This window comes from Haloarcula sp. CGMCC 1.2071 (genome assembly GCF_037078445.1).
Lineage (GTDB): Archaea > Halobacteriota > Halobacteria > Halobacteriales > Haloarculaceae > Haloarcula > Haloarcula amylolytica.
Genome location: NZ_JAYMGY010000008.1, coordinates 72,468 through 87,930, shown reverse-complemented (window position 1 = coordinate 87,930; position 15,463 = coordinate 72,468). Strand labels below are relative to the sequence as shown.

The 15,463-nt window shown below is 64.9% G+C and carries 21 protein-coding genes and 2 tRNA genes; 17 read left to right on the top strand and 6 right to left on the bottom strand.

Annotated features, from left to right (window positions below; genetic code table 11):
- Positions 1 to 156 precede the first annotated feature (156 nt).
- The 3 genes from VI234_RS14855 to VI234_RS14845 form a co-directional block, all read right to left on the bottom strand.
- A complete protein-coding gene (locus VI234_RS14855) occupies positions 157 to 459 on the bottom strand; it encodes a hypothetical protein (RefSeq protein WP_008309221.1) in 303 nt (100 codons plus the stop codon).
- Positions 452 to 1,468 carry a DUF7490 domain-containing protein gene (locus tag VI234_RS14850; protein ID WP_336330451.1) on the bottom strand — a complete coding sequence of 339 codons (1,017 nt, stop codon included), beginning with the start codon at positions 1,466 to 1,468 and terminating at the stop codon, positions 452 to 454. The genes VI234_RS14855 and VI234_RS14850 overlap by 8 nt, the downstream gene beginning before the upstream one ends.
- 77 nt (positions 1,469 to 1,545) lie before the next feature.
- Positions 1,546 to 2,328 (bottom strand): DUF2797 domain-containing protein, encoded by a 783-nt coding sequence (locus VI234_RS14845; RefSeq protein WP_336330450.1) that lies wholly within the window; start codon positions 2,326 to 2,328, stop codon positions 1,546 to 1,548.
- A 48-nt stretch (positions 2,329 to 2,376) separates the two neighbouring features.
- On the opposite strand from VI234_RS14845, the gene VI234_RS14840 reads away from it, so the two are divergent.
- Positions 2,377 to 2,832, top strand: coding sequence for a YbhB/YbcL family Raf kinase inhibitor-like protein (locus tag VI234_RS14840; RefSeq protein WP_008309218.1), 456 nt, complete (start codon positions 2,377 to 2,379; stop codon positions 2,830 to 2,832).
- An 8-nt stretch (positions 2,833 to 2,840) separates the two neighbouring features.
- Here VI234_RS14840 and VI234_RS14835 read toward each other — a convergent pair whose 3' ends face one another.
- A complete protein-coding gene (locus VI234_RS14835) occupies positions 2,841 to 3,767 on the bottom strand; it encodes an NAD-dependent epimerase/dehydratase family protein (RefSeq protein ID WP_008309217.1) in 927 nt (308 codons plus the stop codon).
- Between the two features lie 117 nt (positions 3,768 to 3,884).
- Here VI234_RS14835 and VI234_RS14830 point away from each other — a divergent pair, with 117 nt between their 5' ends.
- The 13 genes from VI234_RS14830 (at position 3,885) to VI234_RS14770 (ending at position 13,551) form a co-directional block, all read left to right on the top strand.
- Positions 3,885 to 4,547: a DsbA family protein gene (locus tag VI234_RS14830; protein ID WP_336330449.1), complete on the top strand. Its 663-nt coding sequence runs from the start codon at positions 3,885 to 3,887 to the stop codon at positions 4,545 to 4,547.
- On the top strand, positions 4,544 to 5,083 hold the full coding sequence (locus tag VI234_RS14825) for a tRNA (cytidine(56)-2'-O)-methyltransferase (RefSeq protein ID WP_336330448.1): 540 nt from the start codon (positions 4,544 to 4,546) through the stop codon (positions 5,081 to 5,083). Before VI234_RS14830 ends, VI234_RS14825 begins: the two co-directional genes overlap by 4 nt.
- A gap of 58 nt (positions 5,084 to 5,141) precedes the next feature.
- Positions 5,142 to 6,494: a sulfatase gene (locus tag VI234_RS14820; RefSeq protein ID WP_008309212.1), complete on the top strand. Its 1,353-nt coding sequence runs from the start codon at positions 5,142 to 5,144 to the stop codon at positions 6,492 to 6,494.
- Complete coding sequence (locus VI234_RS14815; RefSeq protein ID WP_336330447.1) at positions 6,491 to 7,045, top strand: dihydrofolate reductase; 555 nt, start codon at positions 6,491 to 6,493, stop codon at positions 7,043 to 7,045. Before VI234_RS14820 ends, VI234_RS14815 begins: the two co-directional genes overlap by 4 nt.
- 96 nt (positions 7,046 to 7,141) lie before the next feature.
- Positions 7,142 to 7,393 (top strand): hypothetical protein, encoded by a 252-nt coding sequence (locus tag VI234_RS14810; protein WP_008309209.1) that lies wholly within the window; start codon positions 7,142 to 7,144, stop codon positions 7,391 to 7,393.
- Between the two features lie 189 nt (positions 7,394 to 7,582).
- A complete protein-coding gene (gene tfe / locus VI234_RS14805; protein ID WP_008309207.1) occupies positions 7,583 to 8,113 on the top strand; it encodes a transcription factor E in 531 nt (176 codons plus the stop codon).
- Complete coding sequence (locus VI234_RS14800) at positions 8,113 to 8,787, top strand: DUF2110 family protein (protein WP_008309204.1); 675 nt, start codon at positions 8,113 to 8,115, stop codon at positions 8,785 to 8,787. The genes tfe and VI234_RS14800 overlap by 1 nt, the downstream gene beginning before the upstream one ends.
- Positions 8,788 to 8,797: 10 nt before the next feature.
- Positions 8,798 to 9,580: a DUF5803 family protein gene (locus tag VI234_RS14795; RefSeq protein WP_008309202.1), complete on the top strand. Its 783-nt coding sequence runs from the start codon at positions 8,798 to 8,800 to the stop codon at positions 9,578 to 9,580.
- Positions 9,581 to 9,661: 81 nt separating this feature from the next.
- Complete coding sequence (locus VI234_RS14790) at positions 9,662 to 10,501, top strand: NOP5/NOP56 family protein (protein ID WP_336330446.1); 840 nt, start codon at positions 9,662 to 9,664, stop codon at positions 10,499 to 10,501.
- On the top strand, positions 10,498 to 11,130 hold the full coding sequence (locus tag VI234_RS14785) for a fibrillarin-like rRNA/tRNA 2'-O-methyltransferase (protein WP_336330445.1): 633 nt from the start codon (positions 10,498 to 10,500) through the stop codon (positions 11,128 to 11,130). Before VI234_RS14790 ends, VI234_RS14785 begins: the two co-directional genes overlap by 4 nt.
- 107 nt (positions 11,131 to 11,237) lie before the next feature.
- Entirely contained in the window at positions 11,238 to 12,317 is a 1,080-nt protein-coding gene (locus tag VI234_RS14780; protein WP_008309198.1) for a glutamate--cysteine ligase, read from the top strand.
- 112 nt (positions 12,318 to 12,429) lie between these two features.
- A complete protein-coding gene (locus tag VI234_RS14775; protein WP_336330444.1) occupies positions 12,430 to 12,993 on the top strand; it encodes a winged helix-turn-helix domain-containing protein in 564 nt (187 codons plus the stop codon).
- 69 nt (positions 12,994 to 13,062) lie between these two features.
- Entirely contained in the window at positions 13,063 to 13,551 is a 489-nt protein-coding gene (locus tag VI234_RS14770) for a phosphopantetheine adenylyltransferase (protein WP_008309196.1), read from the top strand.
- Here VI234_RS14770 and VI234_RS14765 read toward each other — a convergent pair whose 3' ends face one another.
- Positions 13,552 to 13,860 (bottom strand): transcription factor TFIIB, encoded by a 309-nt coding sequence (locus tag VI234_RS14765; protein WP_008309195.1) that lies wholly within the window; start codon positions 13,858 to 13,860, stop codon positions 13,552 to 13,554.
- 86 nt (positions 13,861 to 13,946) lie between these two features.
- Between VI234_RS14765 and VI234_RS14760 the strand changes: the two genes are divergently transcribed.
- Both VI234_RS14760 and VI234_RS14755 read left to right on the top strand, forming a co-directional pair.
- Positions 13,947 to 14,031 (top strand) — tRNA-Leu (locus VI234_RS14760).
- Positions 14,032 to 14,239: 208 nt separating this feature from the next.
- Positions 14,240 to 14,467: a DUF7511 domain-containing protein gene (locus VI234_RS14755; RefSeq protein WP_239642278.1), complete on the top strand. Its 228-nt coding sequence runs from the start codon at positions 14,240 to 14,242 to the stop codon at positions 14,465 to 14,467.
- A gap of 264 nt (positions 14,468 to 14,731) precedes the next feature.
- On the opposite strand, the gene VI234_RS14750 is transcribed toward VI234_RS14755, so the two are convergent.
- Positions 14,732 to 14,816 (bottom strand) — tRNA-Leu (locus VI234_RS14750).
- Between the two features lie 131 nt (positions 14,817 to 14,947).
- Here VI234_RS14750 and VI234_RS14745 point away from each other — a divergent pair.
- Complete coding sequence (locus tag VI234_RS14745) at positions 14,948 to 15,451, top strand: helix-turn-helix domain-containing protein (RefSeq protein WP_008309193.1); 504 nt, start codon at positions 14,948 to 14,950, stop codon at positions 15,449 to 15,451.
- The last annotated feature ends 12 nt before the right edge of the window (positions 15,452 to 15,463 follow it).

Sequence of the window (15,463 nt, the reverse complement as noted above, 5' to 3'; positions counted from 1 at the left end):
GCGAGGGACGCTGGTCCGGAGAATCGTGCCGTCTTCGGGGGGTCGTCGCCCCGGTACAGTTAGCCAGACTCATATCATCGATGGCACTGCAACTCGTCTGAGACCTCGGAACACTGAAACGGCGACTGCGGGCGCTTGATATGGATGGTATCGGGCTCAGGCGAGCCGTCGGACCAGCACCGAGAGGCCAAGCCCACAGGCGAGCACCACGGCGAGGTTGAACGCCGCGTTGAAAAGCGGTCGATACCGGTCAGTGACGAACGTATCAATCGCCGACGACGCGGAGAAGTAGAACTGCAGTGTCGCGATGAGCGCAACGAGCGTGAGAATAGCGAACACTGCCCACTGCGCGTAGACAGCTATTGCCGGACCGGAGTCGTCGTCCGACTCGTCAACAGTATCGCCGGTCTCCGCGTCGATATCCTGTGCCACTGTGTCGGTATTGGAGGTATCACTCATTGGTCTGTCTCCGTGCGATGAGGAGCGCGCTTGCGAGGACCGCAATCAGTCCGATCAGCGCCGTGAAGCCGGGACCTTCTTCAGCCATCGTCTGCCGTGGTTCGTCCATCTCTCGTTCTTCGGGGCGGTCCCGTTCGAAGTCGCTGGACTGGAAGCCGACTTCCTGCCGGGTTTCGTTCTCCTGGAGACGCTCCGTCGGATGGAGGTTCGCCGGGGAGCTCTCCGTCCCGACGATGACGCTGTCGGAGAGCAGCATGCCGTCGAGCCAGTAGTTGTAGCCGTCAGGCACCGTCAGCTGGGTTCTGACGATCTCTGTTCGGCCGGGGCGAATCTGGCCGACCCGTACGGTCGACTCGTCGGCGATGACGTTCGAGTCCGCCTGCCGCGCCCGGAGCCGGAGCGAAAGGTCATCAGACGGGTCGTTGCCGGCGTTCGTGACGTACACTGAGACGTTCAGTGTCGTCCGGTTGTCCGAGACGCCGTCGATTCGGTAGGTGATGGAATCGAGCGGGACGCCGGCGTTCTCGAACCGCTGGAAGGTCACGCTACTCCGGGCGTACGCCGGCGTGAGCGCGTCGACGTTCTGGACCGACTGCTGACCGGTCTCGACGCGGTCACCGTCCTCGTAGACGATTGTGTCGATCCGATAGCCGCCTGCCCGCTCGACCGTGATGTTCGACCGCACCGATACCTCTCGTTCCCCTTCGATTGTGCCGACCGACTGCCGCGTCGTCGTCGCGACGAGGCCGGTGTCCGCGTCGATGGCCCGCGTCTCGACGGTGACGTTCTCGGCGGGACCGCCGCGGTGCGAGAGCCGAGCGTCGATAGAGAGCGTCACTGTCTGGCCGTCGACCGACGCCGGTTCGATGGTCGTCTCGCGGAGGTCGAGATAGCTCTCGCGAACGTTGTCCTGGGGTTCGGAGAGCGCGCCGGGGACCGCTGTTGCGCCGATGAGCATGGCCAGGACGACCGCGACCACGCCACCGGTCAGGAGGGTTTCACGTCGCACACGAGGATGGGCAACAGCCGCCACTAAATGTCTTCTGCACAGACAAGTGCGGATTACAGCGACGCCAGTCTCGCGTGTTACCTGAACGCGCCGAGACTCGACTGGAGATCGCGGTCCGTTCCGCCGTCTGTGAGTTCGTAGCCGACGAGCTGTCGGAGGTCAACGGCGTAGACGCTGCCGTTGTTCGCAAGCACGGCGACTCGCCCCTTCGTCCCCCGGACAGTCCCCGTCGCCAGGGTTTCGGCCATCGGACGGTCCGAGAGGTCGAGCCCGTATTCGAAATCGTAGGTTGTCAGCGGGTCGTAGCGCTCACAGAGCGACGCCCACCAGTCGGTGTCGACGGACTGGTCGAAGCCCGCTATTTTGGTGGGTACTCTGACCCGGTCCCCCAACTCGACGGCGATGTCGGCCTCGACCTGCCGGGCGATTCGGCCGTCGGCGACGGTCTGGAGGTGGGCGGCCCTGTCGGCCCCCTGCTCGCGGAGGCGGGTCTCCAGTCGCCAGGATCGGGTGACGCCGACCTTGACGACGTCCGGCGCAAACGCCGCCAGATACACCGCGTGTTCCTCGTCACACGTTTCGAGCGGCTTGTTGCAGTCCCCGGTACAGCGGGCACACGGCCAGATGTCCGTGTGTTCTGGACAGTACGGCGCGGGGTCGTTGTCGCATCGAAAATGCTGCCCCCCGTCCACCGCGCCGGCGCAGTGGCGCTCCCCGAGCGTATAGGAGAGTTCGGTTCCCGGGTCAAGTCGCTCAGTAGTGACGCTCCTATCCTCGGCTAACAGGAGCGCGGCGTGTTCGTCGACCCGTGCGCGGTAGCCCACGACCTGCACGTCCGGCGGTTCGGCGCGGAGCCGCAAATGGCTGCCGGGACGACGTTTTTGTGTTTGTCTGTCAAATATCCGTACATGGCAGACCTACAGCTCCGGAGTCCGGCCTTCGACGACGGCGAGCGCATCCCCGAGGAACACGGCTACTCGGCAGCGAACACGAACCCCCCGCTGGAAGTCGAGAACGTCCCGTCGAACGCGTCGTCGCTCCTCCTCATCGTCGACGACCCGGACGCCGAGGAGCCGGCCGGGAAGGTGTGGGACCACTGGCTCATCTGGAACATCCCGCCGGATATCGACCGGATTCCGGGGGGATGGCGGCCCGACGAGGCCACAGAGGGACAGAACGACTTCGGCGAGGTCGGCTGGGGCGGTCCGAGCCCGCCGGACCGGGAGCACACGTACCGTTTCCTGCTGTACGCACTAGACACGACGCTCGACCTCTCGCCGGCAGCGGACAAGGACGACGTGTACGACGCGGCCAGCGGCCACGTCGTCGATAAAGCGCAGCTGAACGGTACGTACCCAGCCTGACGCCGCGCTCAGAGTTCTTCGAGTAGTTCGCGGGTCGACTGCCGCACCGCGTCGTCGCTCGACTGTTCGGGTTCCCAGCCTAGCGCCGAGAGTTTGTCGACGGAGAGGCGCATCCGCGGGACGTCGCCGGTCCAGCCGCGGTCACCGCCGGTGTATTCGTACTCGGGGTCGATGTCCATTTCGTCGGCGACGATGCTGGCGATGCGGTCGACTGACGTGGTGGTCCGCGTCCCGAGATTGAACACGTTGTGGTCCTTGTCGGCGTGTTCGACGGCGAACAGCATCGCGTCGATGCACTCGGAGATGTGCATGTAGGACTTCTCCTGGCGGCCGTCGCCGAGAATCGTCAGCGTCGACGAGTCTTCGGTGAGCTTCTCGATGAAATCGGGAATAACCGCGCCGCGCAGGCGCGGGCCGACGATGTTCGCAAACCGGAACACCCAGGACTGGATGTCGTGGCTGTGGGCGTACGTCGAGACGAGCGACTCCTCGGCGAGTTTCGTCGCACCGTAGACGCTGATCGGTTCGAGCGGCGCGTAATCCTCCGGAGTCGGCCGCGGCGCTTCGCCGTACACAGTAGATGACGACGTAAACACGAGGTTCTCGACGCCGGCCTCCTGCATCCGTTCGAGGATGTTGTACGTGATGTCGCTGTTGTCCTCGAACTGTCGGCGGGGCGTGTCCGTGTCGACCAGTTTCGACGCCGCGAGGTGGACGACGAGGTCGACATCGCTCGTGATGGCCTCGGCGACGACGTCGGGGTCGGTGAGGTCACCATCCAGATAGGTCGCGTCCTCGTGGACCCACTCGGATTGCCCGTTCGCTTCGTTGTCGACGACCACTACGTCGTTGTCCGGAACGAGGCGCTCGACCAGGTGCGACCCGATAAAGCCCGCCCCGCCGGTGACGACTATTCGTTTCTCTGATACGTCCATAGGTGCGATGCTTCCCATGCGAGAAAAAACGTTGTGGTCGCGGCCGATTCCGGCGGAGTCGGTAGGCAAGTAACGGATGACAACGTCGTTTTATAGCTTCCCCTATGAGAGTCGGCTATGACTCGATTCACTCGCCGCGGGCTGCTGGCGGCCACCGTCGGCGCTGTCGGCGCGATCGCCGGCTGTTCCGGCGGTAGCTCGGAGTCGGAATCAGCCGGGACAACGGAGACGGCAACTCCCCTTCCCGGCCAGCCGCTCTCGACGCCTGTCGCGGGCGACCCCGAAGCTGACGTGACCGTTGCAGTGTACGAGGACTACGCCTGTCCACATTGTGCGACCTACTCGGAGTCCGTTTTCCCGCAGCTCAGCGACGACTACCTCGCTGACGGAACCGTCCGCTACGAGCACCACGACTTCCCGATTCCGGTCGACGAGGAAGTCTCGTGGCAGGCCGCAAGCGCCGCGCGCGCCGTTCAAGATAACGTCGGCGCGGAGGCCTTCTTCACGTATTCCAAGCGCCTGTTCGCGAACCAGAACCAGCTTGGCCCAGACACCTACGCCGAACTGACGGAGGGGCTGGACGTCGACGGCGAAACGGTTCGAGCGGCTGCGACGGGAGAACTGTACCGCCCGACAGTCTCCGGCGACCGCGATGCTGGTATCGACCGCGGCGTTCAGGGGACTCCGACGGTGTTCGTCAACGACGAGCGGGTCGAGTGGAGCGAAATCGCCTATGAGCCCGTCCGGTCAGCTATCGAAGCGGCACGGAGCGACGGATGAGAGAGTCGCCGCAGGTGACGGTGCTCCGACTGGGTCACCGGCCCGGCCGGGACGAGCGGATGACGACCCATGTCGGGCTGACCGCTCGCGCGCTCGGGGCTGACAAGGTCGTGCTGGCCAACGCCGCACGCAATCAGGCCGACACCGTCATCGACATCACCGACCGGTTCGGTGGCCCCTTCGACGTGGCCTCGACCGAGGAGCCAAAGGGGCTCATCCGCGATTTCGAGGGTCGCGTCGTCCATCTGACGATGTACGGCGAACCGGTGCAGGATATCGAGGACGAGGTCCGCGAGGCCCACGCCGAGGACCCACTGCTTGTCGTCGTCGGCGCGGAGAAAGTCCCCTTCGAGGTTTACGAACACGCCGACTGGAACGTCGGCGTCACCAACCAGCCACACTCCGAAGTCGCTTCCCTGGCCGTCTTCCTCGACCGCCTCTTCGAGGGCCGGGAACTGGACCGCGAGTGGGAGAACCCCGAGAGAGTCGTCGTCCCGCAGGAAACCGGCAAACGAGTCGTCGACCCCGACGAGTAGCGATACCCACGCAGTTGTGCCGCGGGCCTTTTATCGCTCGACGCTAACTGTGGTGCAGATGTCGCGTCACAACGTGTTGGTCGTCGTCGCCGACAGTCTCCGCGCCCGGAACACCTCCGTCCTGGGCTATCGCCGGGAGACGACGCCCTTTCTCGACGCTTTCGCTGAGGAGGCGACGGTGTACACGCAGGCTCGCAGCCCGAGCAACTGGACCGTCCCCAGCCACGTCAGTCTGTTCACGGGCCACGAGGTCCACGAACACGGCGTCGACCACAGCGCTAGACTCGACGCCGGCCACACGATCTTCGAGGAACTGGCAGCAGCGGGCTATGACACGGGGTTGTTCTCCGACAATCCGTTCCTGACTGACCACGAGTCGGGGCTTGACGAAGTGTTTCAAACCGCCGTCGGTTCGCCCGAGCAGTACGACTCAGCCTACGAGACGAACGGCTCGCTGGGCGACTGGCCAAACGGCTTCTGGTACGCCGACCGGACGCTGGAGTGGATTGACGAGCGTGAGAGCGAGTGGGCCGCCTGCATCAATCTGATGGACACACACCGCCCGTACGAACCGCTCGCCGAGTACGACGAGTGGAGCGACGAGCGCTCCCGCGAACTCCAGGAGTCGATGGGGTTCAAGTGGCACTGGGAGTTCCTCTCGGGGAACCTGTCGCTTGGCTTTGCCAGCATTCTCGAACAGATATACGACGGCGCGGTCCGGCAGGCCGACGCCATCTTCGAGACGCTCATCCGCGGACTGGACGAGCAGGGCGTCCTCGACGACACGCTGGTCGTCTTCGCCGGTGACCACGGCGAGGGCTTCGGCGAACCGACGGCGATTCCCGAGGAACCGCCGGCCGTCAGCCACCGTATCGGGACCCACGACGCGATGTACCACGTCCCGCTCGTCGTCCGTGCCCCCGGCCAGCGGCACGGACACCGCGTGACCGATCTGGCGACGCTCAGCCGCTTCCCCGACGCCGTCCGCGCGATGGCGCTCGGCGACGGCAACGCGGACGGCCCGGCCTTCGCCTCGCCGAACGGGACCGTCGTCGCGTCCCAGGCCCCCGTCGGCCCGGCGATGCGTGAGGAAGCCGAACGGATCTGTGGCGACGCCGCACCCTTTGCGAAGCACGCCCGGCTGGTCTACCACGACCGGCCCGGCGACGAGGTCCGAAAGCGGGCGGCGTGGGGCGACAGCGCCCACGAATCTGTCATCAAGGGCTGTGGGGGTACGACCGAGGACAGCGATATCGACGCCGCTGTCGTCCGGAACCACTTCGACAGCGACCGGTACGCCGATGTGGATATCGCGACGCCGCTCGACGGATACACCGAGTTCGAGGACGCGTCCGACACACAGTTCGCCGGGGCGCTCGACGACCGACTGGAGGCACTTGGTTACAAATGACAGCACCCCACACCGAACTGGTCCTCGTAGTCGCAGCCGACGAGAACAACGTCATCGGCCTGGACGGCGGCGTCCCCTGGCACTATCCCGAGGACGTGCGCCAGTACAAGGACCGCATCGCGGGCCACCCGGTCATCCTCGGCCGCCGGACGTTCGATTCGATGGACCCGCTCCCGGACTGTTACACCGTCGTCTTGACGAGTGACGACAGCCGGAGCGCCGACTCGGAGACGGTCGAGTACGCCACGACGCCACAGATAGCCGTCGATGCTGCCGCCCGCGCCGGCGCGACTGAGGCGTTCAGCGGTGACGTCACTGGAACGGGCGACTCGCCACCGATCACCTACGTCATCGGCGGCGAGGCGGTGTACGACCTGTTCCTCCCGTTCGCAAGCCGGGTTTTCCTCAGCCGCATCCACGAGCACAACGATGGGGACCGCTACTTCCCGGACCTGGGAGCGGAATGGACGGAGTTGACCCGGGAGTCCCACGACGGGTTCGACGTTATCGAATACGAACAGGCGTCGCCGCGACCGCTCGACGGCCTCTGACAGCTCGTCAGGGGAAAACCGACTAGAGTTGTCACTGTCTGGGAAATCACAGCTATTAAAGTAATACAAGTGACTAGTATATTGTAACAACTCGCGATGCTAGACAAAATCAAAAAATCCGTATCGGACGCGCTATCGGGTGGGAAGCGGCAGTCGGACAACGGACCACAGGCCGGAACAGTGACGGAGAAACGCGTTCAGGCCAGCTCTGCCGGCGATAGCGGTACGGACGCGGCCGACCAACCCGAATCGAATCTCTACGAGTGCCCCTCCTGTGACTCCGTCTTCGTCGCTATCGACAAAGAGACCTGTTCCTCCTGTCGGACCTCGGTCGAGAAAATCGAATAGCGGTTTTTCGCAGTTGAAACGGCGCTTTCGGTTTCAGTGGAACGAAGAAGCGACTGCTGTCCGTCGTTGTTGCCCGTCTGCAGGCACATCGGGAACTCCCCGACAGCATCATGGCCCCGCCCTCTGCGTCAGCGTTCGAGAGAGTACGACCCGATGGTTTTAACCACATGACTCCCGGATGTGCGGGTAATGGCTTTTGAGGAACTCTTGGAGGACCCCGTCATACAGAAGTACCTCCACGAGCTGGTCGGACCGAAAGGGATGCCGGTCGCCGCCGCGCCGCCGGACGGCGAAGTGACCGACGAGGAACTGGCCGAGGAGCTCGGGCTCGAACTGAACGACGTGCGCAGAGCGCTGTTTATCCTCTACGAGAACGACCTGGCGACGTACCGCCGGCTCCGCGACGAGGACTCCGGGTGGCTCACGTACCTCTGGACGTTCCAGTACGAGAAGATCCCCGAACAACTGCAAGAGGAGATGTACCGCCTGCTCGACGGCCTCGAAGAGCGCCGCGAGTACGAGCGGGAAAACGAGTTCTACCTCTGTGAGCACTGCGGCATCCGCTTCGAGTTCGGCGAGGCGATGGAGTTCGGCTTCGAGTGCCCCGAATGTGGCAACCAGGTCGAGACGATGGAGAACACCCGTCTCGTCACCGCGATGGAGAACCGCATCGACGAGCTCAGAGACGAACTGAACGCTGACGTGGACGTGGAAGCCTGATGGTCGTTCTCGGTACAAAAGTGTACGTCGCCGGCGACGCCCGGGACCGTACGCTCGACGGACTGCGCTCGATGGTCGGCAACGAACTCGGTGACCTCGACGTGGAGTACGACATCGGCCTCCGGGACGACGAGTTCCCGACGGTGACCGTCGACGGCCCCGACGAGACCGTCGCGAAGAACCTGCTGCGCGAGGAGTTCGGCGAGATGGTCGCCGACCACGAGGACGGCGAGACGTACGTCGGAACGCTCGATAGCTGGGACGAGGACGGGTTCGTCCTCGACGTCGGCTTCGGGCAGACGGTCCGGATTCCGGCCGATCAGCTCGGTCTCGGGCAGGGGACGCCGACCCAGATCCGGAAACGGTTCGGACTGGTCCAGCACCTCCCGCTCCGGTTCGTCGCCGGCGACCCAGCACGCCTCGCGGAGGTCGAGCAGGACCGCCTGTACGAGTGGACCCGTGGCGACAACGGTCGCATCAACGCGAACAGCGTCACGCGCTCTGAGGCACGCGCGACGGTCAACCGCGCCGGCCACGCACAGGACATCGTCACTGTCGAACGAATCGGCCTGTTAGAACAGAGCATCATCTGCAACCCGGACACCGACCCGCCGGGGCTGCTCGCCGACATCGGGCAGTACATGCCGTCGGAGCTGCTGGCAATCGTGCCCTGACTTTCGAGCTATGAAACGCCGTCACCTCCTGTTGGTCGCCGTTCTCGCACTGGTCGCCCTTTCGGGGTGTAGCGGCTTCTTCGGCTCCGAAGAGGTCGACCCGGAGCGGTTGAACGAGAACGCGAGCTACGACTGGAACACCTCCGCTGACGGGACAATCGTCATCGAGGAGTCGAAGTACACTGCCGTCTACGCCGTCGAAAACGAAACGACGTTCGACGTGTACACCGTCGACGGCCTCGGGCGCGAGCGGAGCGTCCCCATCAGTGCGCTTCGGTTCCGGTACGCGAACGGGACAGTCGTTAGCCCCGCAAACTCCTCGCTGAGCGCTTCGGAGAGTCGCCAGCGAACGACAGTCAATCTCTCCGGGAACGTCTCCGGAAAGGTGGGCTACTCGGTCGCTCGGACCGGCAAGCGCTTTGGCTCACCGACGCTCGTCGAGGACGGTTCGTACACGGTCGTCCTTCCGCCTAATACCGGGGCAGGGATTCCGTTCCTCTCGCGGATCAGTCCCGGTGGCTACGAGTCCGAGACTGTCGACGGTCAGCAGGTCATCCGCTGGGACGAGGTGACCTCCGACCAGATCGTCGTCCGGTACTACCTCGACCGCGACCTGTGGCTGTTCGGCGGCCTGTCGGCCATCGCCACCGTTATCGGCGTCGTGGGGACGCTGTACTACTATCGGCAGTTGCAGGAAGTGATTCGCCGACGCAAGGAGGCCGGTATCGACCTCGAAGAGGACGACGGTGACGACGACCCGCGGGACCGTGGTCCGCCGCCAGGGATGCGTTGAGGCCGGATCGAAAGCGAGATCCGACGCGTTTCGCAGGCGCTAACCGGGTCACTTTTTCGCGTCGGGCGTACACACACGGCTATGAGCAACGGGTGGTTCGCCGGGCTGGACCCGGACGACGACGCGGCCGCTGTCGAACAGATAGAGGCCGGGCGAGCCGAGACGCCGGAGGACTGGCCACAGCAGGCCGTCGAGGCAGGGTTCGCTGACGACGAAGCGGCCTACTACGACCGCCTGCACGAGGTGACGATGGCGGCCACCAGCGCGGCGGTCGCCGAACGGGAGGGCGCTGACGATCAGCAGCTCGTCCACGCTGTCCGGGCGATGGCCGACTGCGAGCGGACGGCCAACGAACTCGCCGAGCGGGTCGCCGAGTGGGGCGGGAGCCGGCACGGTGACAGCGGGAGCGGCGTCGAGTACGCCCGCTCGCTGGCCGACCGGACCGACGAGGACGAGGGAGACACCGCACTCCGGGCACTCGCCGAACAGACGGCCGAGCTAGCTGACGAGGCGGACTCACTCCGGGCGTACATCGAGCGGACCGCGCCCGCCGTCGCGCCGAACCTCTCGATGCTGGCCGGGCCAGTGCTTGCGGCCCGCCTGATTTCACTGGCCGGCGGGCTCGAAGCACTGGCGAAGAAACCGAGCGGGACGGTGCAGGTTCTCGGTGCGGAGGACGCGCTGTTCGCCCACCTCAAAGGGAACGCGCCGTCGCCGAAACACGGCGTCATCTTCACACACGAGTATGTGCGCGGGACCCGTCGTGAGGACCGCGGGTCAGCAGCGCGGGCATTCGCCGGAAAGCTCTCGATTGCCGCCCGTATCGACCACTATAGCGGCGACCGCCGGCCGGACTTGCAGGCGGAACTCGACGAACGAATCGAACGGATTCAGGCGCGGGCCGAGGAGGGCGACGAATGACGCTCCCGACTGGCGTCGATCGCCACGACTTCGACGGCGAGACGAGCCTCGCCACGCAGGGGCAGCCGGTGTACGGCGAGCGGACCGACGGCGACTGGCGGCGGTGGGACCCGCACCGCTCGAAGCTCGGCGCGATGCTCGAACAGGGGATGGACACCGGTCTGGAGGGCGGCGAGACCGTCCTGTACCTCGGCGCGGCGGCCGGGACGACCGTGAGTCACGTCGCTGATTTCGGCGGCCCGACCTACGCCGTCGAGTTCGCGCCCCGGCCCGTGCGGGAACTGCTGGACGCCGCGGAGAGCCGGCGGAATCTCTTCCCGCTGCTCAAGGACGCACGCAAGCCCGAGAGCTACGCCCACGTCGTCGAACCGGTCGACGTCGTCGTGCAGGACGTGGCGACCAGGGGGCAGGCTCGGGTGGCGACGCTCAACAAACAGTTCCTGACTGACGACGGGCGACTCCTCGCGGCTATCAAAGCCAGAAGCGAAGACGTGACCGCCGACCCCGACGCCGTGTTCGACAGTGTGCGTACGGAACTCAGCGCTGAGTACGAACTGCTTGAGACGGCGCGTCTGGACCCGTTCCACGAGGACCACCTCGGTATCGTTGCCCGGCCGCGAGAGGACTAGTTGGGATTGGTACCGCCCGCGAGAATCGCCCGAGACGGAATCCAGTTGTGCGGGCTGAGCGGGCGGGGACGGAAGGCTTTACCGGGTCGATTCCGATGTGCTGAGTAATGGACGCGACGGGATCTGCCGAGCATTTTACCCGGATGGGGACGCTCGGCATCGAGGAAGAGTTCTACGTCGTCGACGAGTTCGGTCGCCCGACGTCTGGCACGGACGAACTCGTCTACGAGACGGAGCCGCCTGCGGTTCTCGACGGTCGGCTCGACCACGAACTGTTCAAGTGCGTTATCGAGACGCAGACGCCGCGTATCGACGACCCGACCGACGCTGGTGAGCATCTTCGGTCAGTCCGGGATGCGCTGGTCGACCACGCCGAAGCGAACGGGTTCGGTATCGCCGCCGCTGGCCTGCACCCGCTGGCGAAGTGGCGCGAACTCGAACACGCCGAGAAGCCCCGGTACAAGTCCCAGCTAGACCGAATCCAGTACCCACAGCACCGCAACACGACCGCGGGCCTGCACGTCCACGTCGGCGTTGACGACGCCGACAAGGCCGTCTGGGTGGCGAACGAACTCCGCTGGCATCTCCCGTTGATGCTTGCGCTGTCGGCCAACTCGCCGTACTGGAACGGCTTCGACACCGGGCTGCAGTCCGCCCGCGGGAAGATATTCGAGGGCCTGCCCAACACTGGGATGCCGACGGCGTTCGACGACTACGACGCCTTCGAGACCTACGAACGGCGGATGCTCGAAACTGGCAGTATCGACGACCGCGGCGAACTCTGGTTCGACGTTCGGCCCCATTCCGGCCACGGTACTGTCGAGGTACGTGCTCCGGACGGGCAAGCCGACCCGGACCGGGTGCTGGCCTTCGTCGAGTACGTCCGCGAACTCGTCGTCGATCTCGCCGAGCGCTACGAAGACGGGGAGTCCGACCGGCGACTCCGCCGGGAGTTCCTCGACGAGAACAAGTGGCGCGCGATCCGCCACGGCCAGTCCGCGGAACTGATATCGCGTGACCTCTCGACGACGCGCTCGGTCGAGGAACTGGTCGAGATGGAAAGCGACCGGCTGGGTATCGACGGACTGTGGGAGCTGTACGACCGCGAAAGCGGCGCCGAGCGACAGCGCCGGCTTCGTGCGGAGGAGGGCGTCATGGCGCTCGCTGACTCGCTTCGCCTGTCCTGATCTGGGCTGTCGTCCGCGGCCGGACTTGACTGCTCGATACTGCGGAGCGACAGGAGAGTCTGAGCCAAGGGTTTTTATCCAGCTGTAGCTTTTGTCCTCACAGAGACAACGCATGTCTGCAGACGACAACGATCACGACGACCCCGAGGACACAGGCGATGTCCGTGAACGAATCGAACAGGAGGCGGACCGCGCGGTCGAGCAGTTCGACGAAGGGATCGTCGAACTGCTGGCGTGGGTGCTCGACACGGAAACGCGGGCGCGGATCTACGTCCACCTGCGACAACATTCCGAGAGCACCAGCGAGGAGATAGCTGAGGGGACCGGTCTGTATCCGAGCACGGTCCGCGAGGCCCTGGCGGCGCTCACCGAGGAGGAGGTCGTGACCCGCCAGAAGCGTGAGAGCGACGGTGCGGGCAACAACCCCTACGAGTACAGCGCTATTCCGCCGAGCGACCTCGTCAACACCATCGTCGGTGACATCCAGTCGGAACTGAACACGGTGTTCAACCTCGACGACCACATCGGCGGCGAAACGACGCTGGAACCCGACGACGAGCCCGTGACGATTTCGGTCGAGGACGCGGACGACGACGCCACCGACACCGATGCAAGCGGGGAAGCAGGCGACGATGCGGGCGACTCCGAGGACGAAGACGACGGTCCCGCTGTGTAGTCAAAGCCGGCTCCGGCGACCGTTTCGCGAGTCGATATTACTAAACCTACCCGCGCCGTTGCCCGGGATATGAATGTCGCGCTGGGGGGAACGTTCGACCCGATTCACGACGGACACCGCGCGCTGTTCGAACGCGCATTCGAACTCGGGGACGTGACAGTTGGCCTCACCAGCGACGACCTCGCGCCGAAGACGCGCCACGACCAGCGCCACGTTCGGCCGTTCAGCGAACGGAAATCTGCACTCGCCGACGAACTCGCGATGCTCGCCGCCGACCAGGAGCGCGAATGGGCGGTCCGGGAACTCACCGAGCCGACCGGTATCGCCACGGAGCCGCAGTTCGATACGCTCGTCGTCTCGCCCGAGACGGAGACTGGCGGCCGCCGAATCAACGAAATCCGCGAGGAGCGGGGCCACGACCCGCTCGAAATCGAAGTCGTCCCGCACGTCCGCGCCGAGGACGGCGACATCATCTCTTCGACCCGGATCGTCGAGGGCGAAATCGACGAACACGGGAACCTCACGCCGAACCGCACCGGCCGTCAGAACATTTCGTAGCTACCAGCCCGGCGCTTCCAGCCCGGCCGTCTCCAGCAGGTCCTTCCAGCGCTGTTGAATCGTCAACCGGGAGACGCCAGTCGCCTCCGCGACAGCGGACTGGGACCGCTCCTCGCCGGCGACCAGCGCGGCGACGTACACGCTGGCAGCCATTGTCGCCTGTTTCGACCGGTCTTCCTCGGGAACTGTCGAGAGGAACAGGTCGACCGCGTGGGACCGCGCCTCCGTCCCGAGGTCGAGCCTGTCCGACGCGGCTTCGATGTCGGAGAGCCACTCGTCGTGCTCGATTCGGTCACTGGCGCGGTACATACAGCGTCGTTGGTCCCCATCCTACCTAAACCTTCGTCGCCCGCAAGCGAAGGGTTCTTGATGCCAACGCGGATACCGACTGGTGCGCGCGGGTTGCCGAGCCAGGCCAAAGGCGTAGCGCTTAGGACGCTATCCCGTAGGGGTCCGCCGGTTCGAATCCGGTCCCGCGCATTCTTGCTGCGAGCAAACCGCGAGCAGCAGAATCGCCAGCGGATTCCGAACCCTGGGAGTCGCAGCGGCCGAGCAACGCGAGGCCGACCGTCTCCATCCGGTTCGAATCCGGTCCCGCACACCGCTCTACCCGAACAGTTACTGGGGCGATAGCATCCACCGCCTCTACTGGCTGATTCTCACACCGCAGGAATCACAACTGCCGCTTATGAGGAGTGTCCACGTCGTTTCAAACGAGGGACTGACGATGTCGGTGTATGACCCACTCCGTGATTCGTCTGCTCGCCCCGCGGGATCGGCTCGCTTCGACTATGCGGTTGACGACGCGGACAATCCGACAGAGCTCACTGTCTTCAGCGATCAGGACGACGAGCTCCCCACCCACTGGATTTCGGTCGACATCGAGCACGCGGTCGCGCTCGACGAGATGCGGTGAGCGAGGAGTGGGCTCGCTCAGGCTCGCGGTCATCTATTTTGACGAGAGACGGGACAGCGAGCGCTCTGGAAGCGTTGTGTCCGAAGTAAGTTTGCGTGGGTGCAGTCCCAAGGGAATGCACCTGCGCTCTGAGAGTGCGTGGGACCGGATTCGAACCGGAGCAAGAAATGCTCGCTCACAACAGTTCGCTGCGCGTTCCTCGCAAGGTTCGAATTCGCTCCGACCGATATGCAGAGCGCTCACGATATGTTCGCGCTCAGAGAATGCGTGGGACCGGATTCGAACCGGCGGACCCCTACGGGACAGCGCCCTCAACGCTGCGCCGTTGGCCTGGCTTGGCTACCCACGCGCGCTCTTGCTGAGTGCATTCAACCGTTCCCGGTGGGTCAATAAAAGCGCTTTCGTTTAGACCCGCCCCGGGAGGGTGTGTCACTCGCGCGAACCGGACGTTTGAAATATCACGAAACCGCTACGGGGGGCATGGCCAAATACTCGACCGGCAGTGGTGGCGATAGCGCCGGCGGGAGCTGTGAGCTCTGCGGTAGCGACGGCGGCGACCTCCAGACCGCGAACGTCGCTGGTGCGACCCTCCAGGTGTGTGACAGCTGTGCGCGTGACCACGGGGAAAACGAGCGAACGACGGGCAGTGACAGCTCGCGCGACGGGCAGAACCGGAAACGCAAAGCCGCACAGAACGCGGCGAAGATGCAGGACGCACAGCAGGCCGACACGTCTCACTGGGAGGACGGGGCCGACTACGACGACGACCAGCTCCCGTATCTGGTCAGCGAGTACGGCGAGCGCGTGACGGAGGCGCGTCAGGACGAGGGCCTCCAGACGGGCGAACTGGCCGAGGAACTCGAACTCGACGAAGCGGACATCCTCGCTGTCGAGCAGGGGCGCGCGACGCAGGCGAACGTCGGTGGGTCGACGATCAAGGCACTCGAACAGTACCTCGACATCGACCTCGTCGAGTCCAACTGACCCCGAATATTT

Coding starts and splice junctions, on each gene's coding strand:
- VI234_RS14755 (WP_239642278.1), top strand. CDS start 14,240: ATGAGGAGTGTCCACGTCGTTTCAAACGAGGGACTGACGATGTCGGTG.
- VI234_RS14830 (WP_336330449.1), top strand. CDS start 3,885: ATGACTCGATTCACTCGCCGCGGGCTGCTGGCGGCCACCGTCGGCGCT.
- VI234_RS14775 (WP_336330444.1), top strand. CDS start 12,430: ATGTCTGCAGACGACAACGATCACGACGACCCCGAGGACACAGGCGAT.
- VI234_RS14770 (WP_008309196.1), top strand. CDS start 13,063: ATGAATGTCGCGCTGGGGGGAACGTTCGACCCGATTCACGACGGACAC.
- VI234_RS14800 (WP_008309204.1), top strand. CDS start 8,113: ATGGTCGTTCTCGGTACAAAAGTGTACGTCGCCGGCGACGCCCGGGAC.
- VI234_RS14815 (WP_336330447.1), top strand. CDS start 6,491: ATGACAGCACCCCACACCGAACTGGTCCTCGTAGTCGCAGCCGACGAG.
- tfe (WP_008309207.1), top strand. CDS start 7,583: ATGGCTTTTGAGGAACTCTTGGAGGACCCCGTCATACAGAAGTACCTC.
- VI234_RS14855 (WP_008309221.1), bottom strand. CDS start 459: ATGAGTGATACCTCCAATACCGACACAGTGGCACAGGATATCGACGCG.
- VI234_RS14745 (WP_008309193.1), top strand. CDS start 14,948: ATGGCCAAATACTCGACCGGCAGTGGTGGCGATAGCGCCGGCGGGAGC.
- VI234_RS14825 (WP_336330448.1), top strand. CDS start 4,544: ATGAGAGAGTCGCCGCAGGTGACGGTGCTCCGACTGGGTCACCGGCCC.
- VI234_RS14840 (WP_008309218.1), top strand. CDS start 2,377: ATGGCAGACCTACAGCTCCGGAGTCCGGCCTTCGACGACGGCGAGCGC.
- VI234_RS14795 (WP_008309202.1), top strand. CDS start 8,798: ATGAAACGCCGTCACCTCCTGTTGGTCGCCGTTCTCGCACTGGTCGCC.
- VI234_RS14765 (WP_008309195.1), bottom strand. CDS start 13,860: ATGTACCGCGCCAGTGACCGAATCGAGCACGACGAGTGGCTCTCCGAC.
- VI234_RS14835 (WP_008309217.1), bottom strand. CDS start 3,767: ATGGACGTATCAGAGAAACGAATAGTCGTCACCGGCGGGGCGGGCTTT.
- VI234_RS14785 (WP_336330445.1), top strand. CDS start 10,498: ATGACGCTCCCGACTGGCGTCGATCGCCACGACTTCGACGGCGAGACG.
- VI234_RS14810 (WP_008309209.1), top strand. CDS start 7,142: ATGCTAGACAAAATCAAAAAATCCGTATCGGACGCGCTATCGGGTGGG.
- VI234_RS14780 (WP_008309198.1), top strand. CDS start 11,238: ATGGACGCGACGGGATCTGCCGAGCATTTTACCCGGATGGGGACGCTC.
- VI234_RS14790 (WP_336330446.1), top strand. CDS start 9,662: ATGAGCAACGGGTGGTTCGCCGGGCTGGACCCGGACGACGACGCGGCC.
- VI234_RS14820 (WP_008309212.1), top strand. CDS start 5,142: ATGTCGCGTCACAACGTGTTGGTCGTCGTCGCCGACAGTCTCCGCGCC.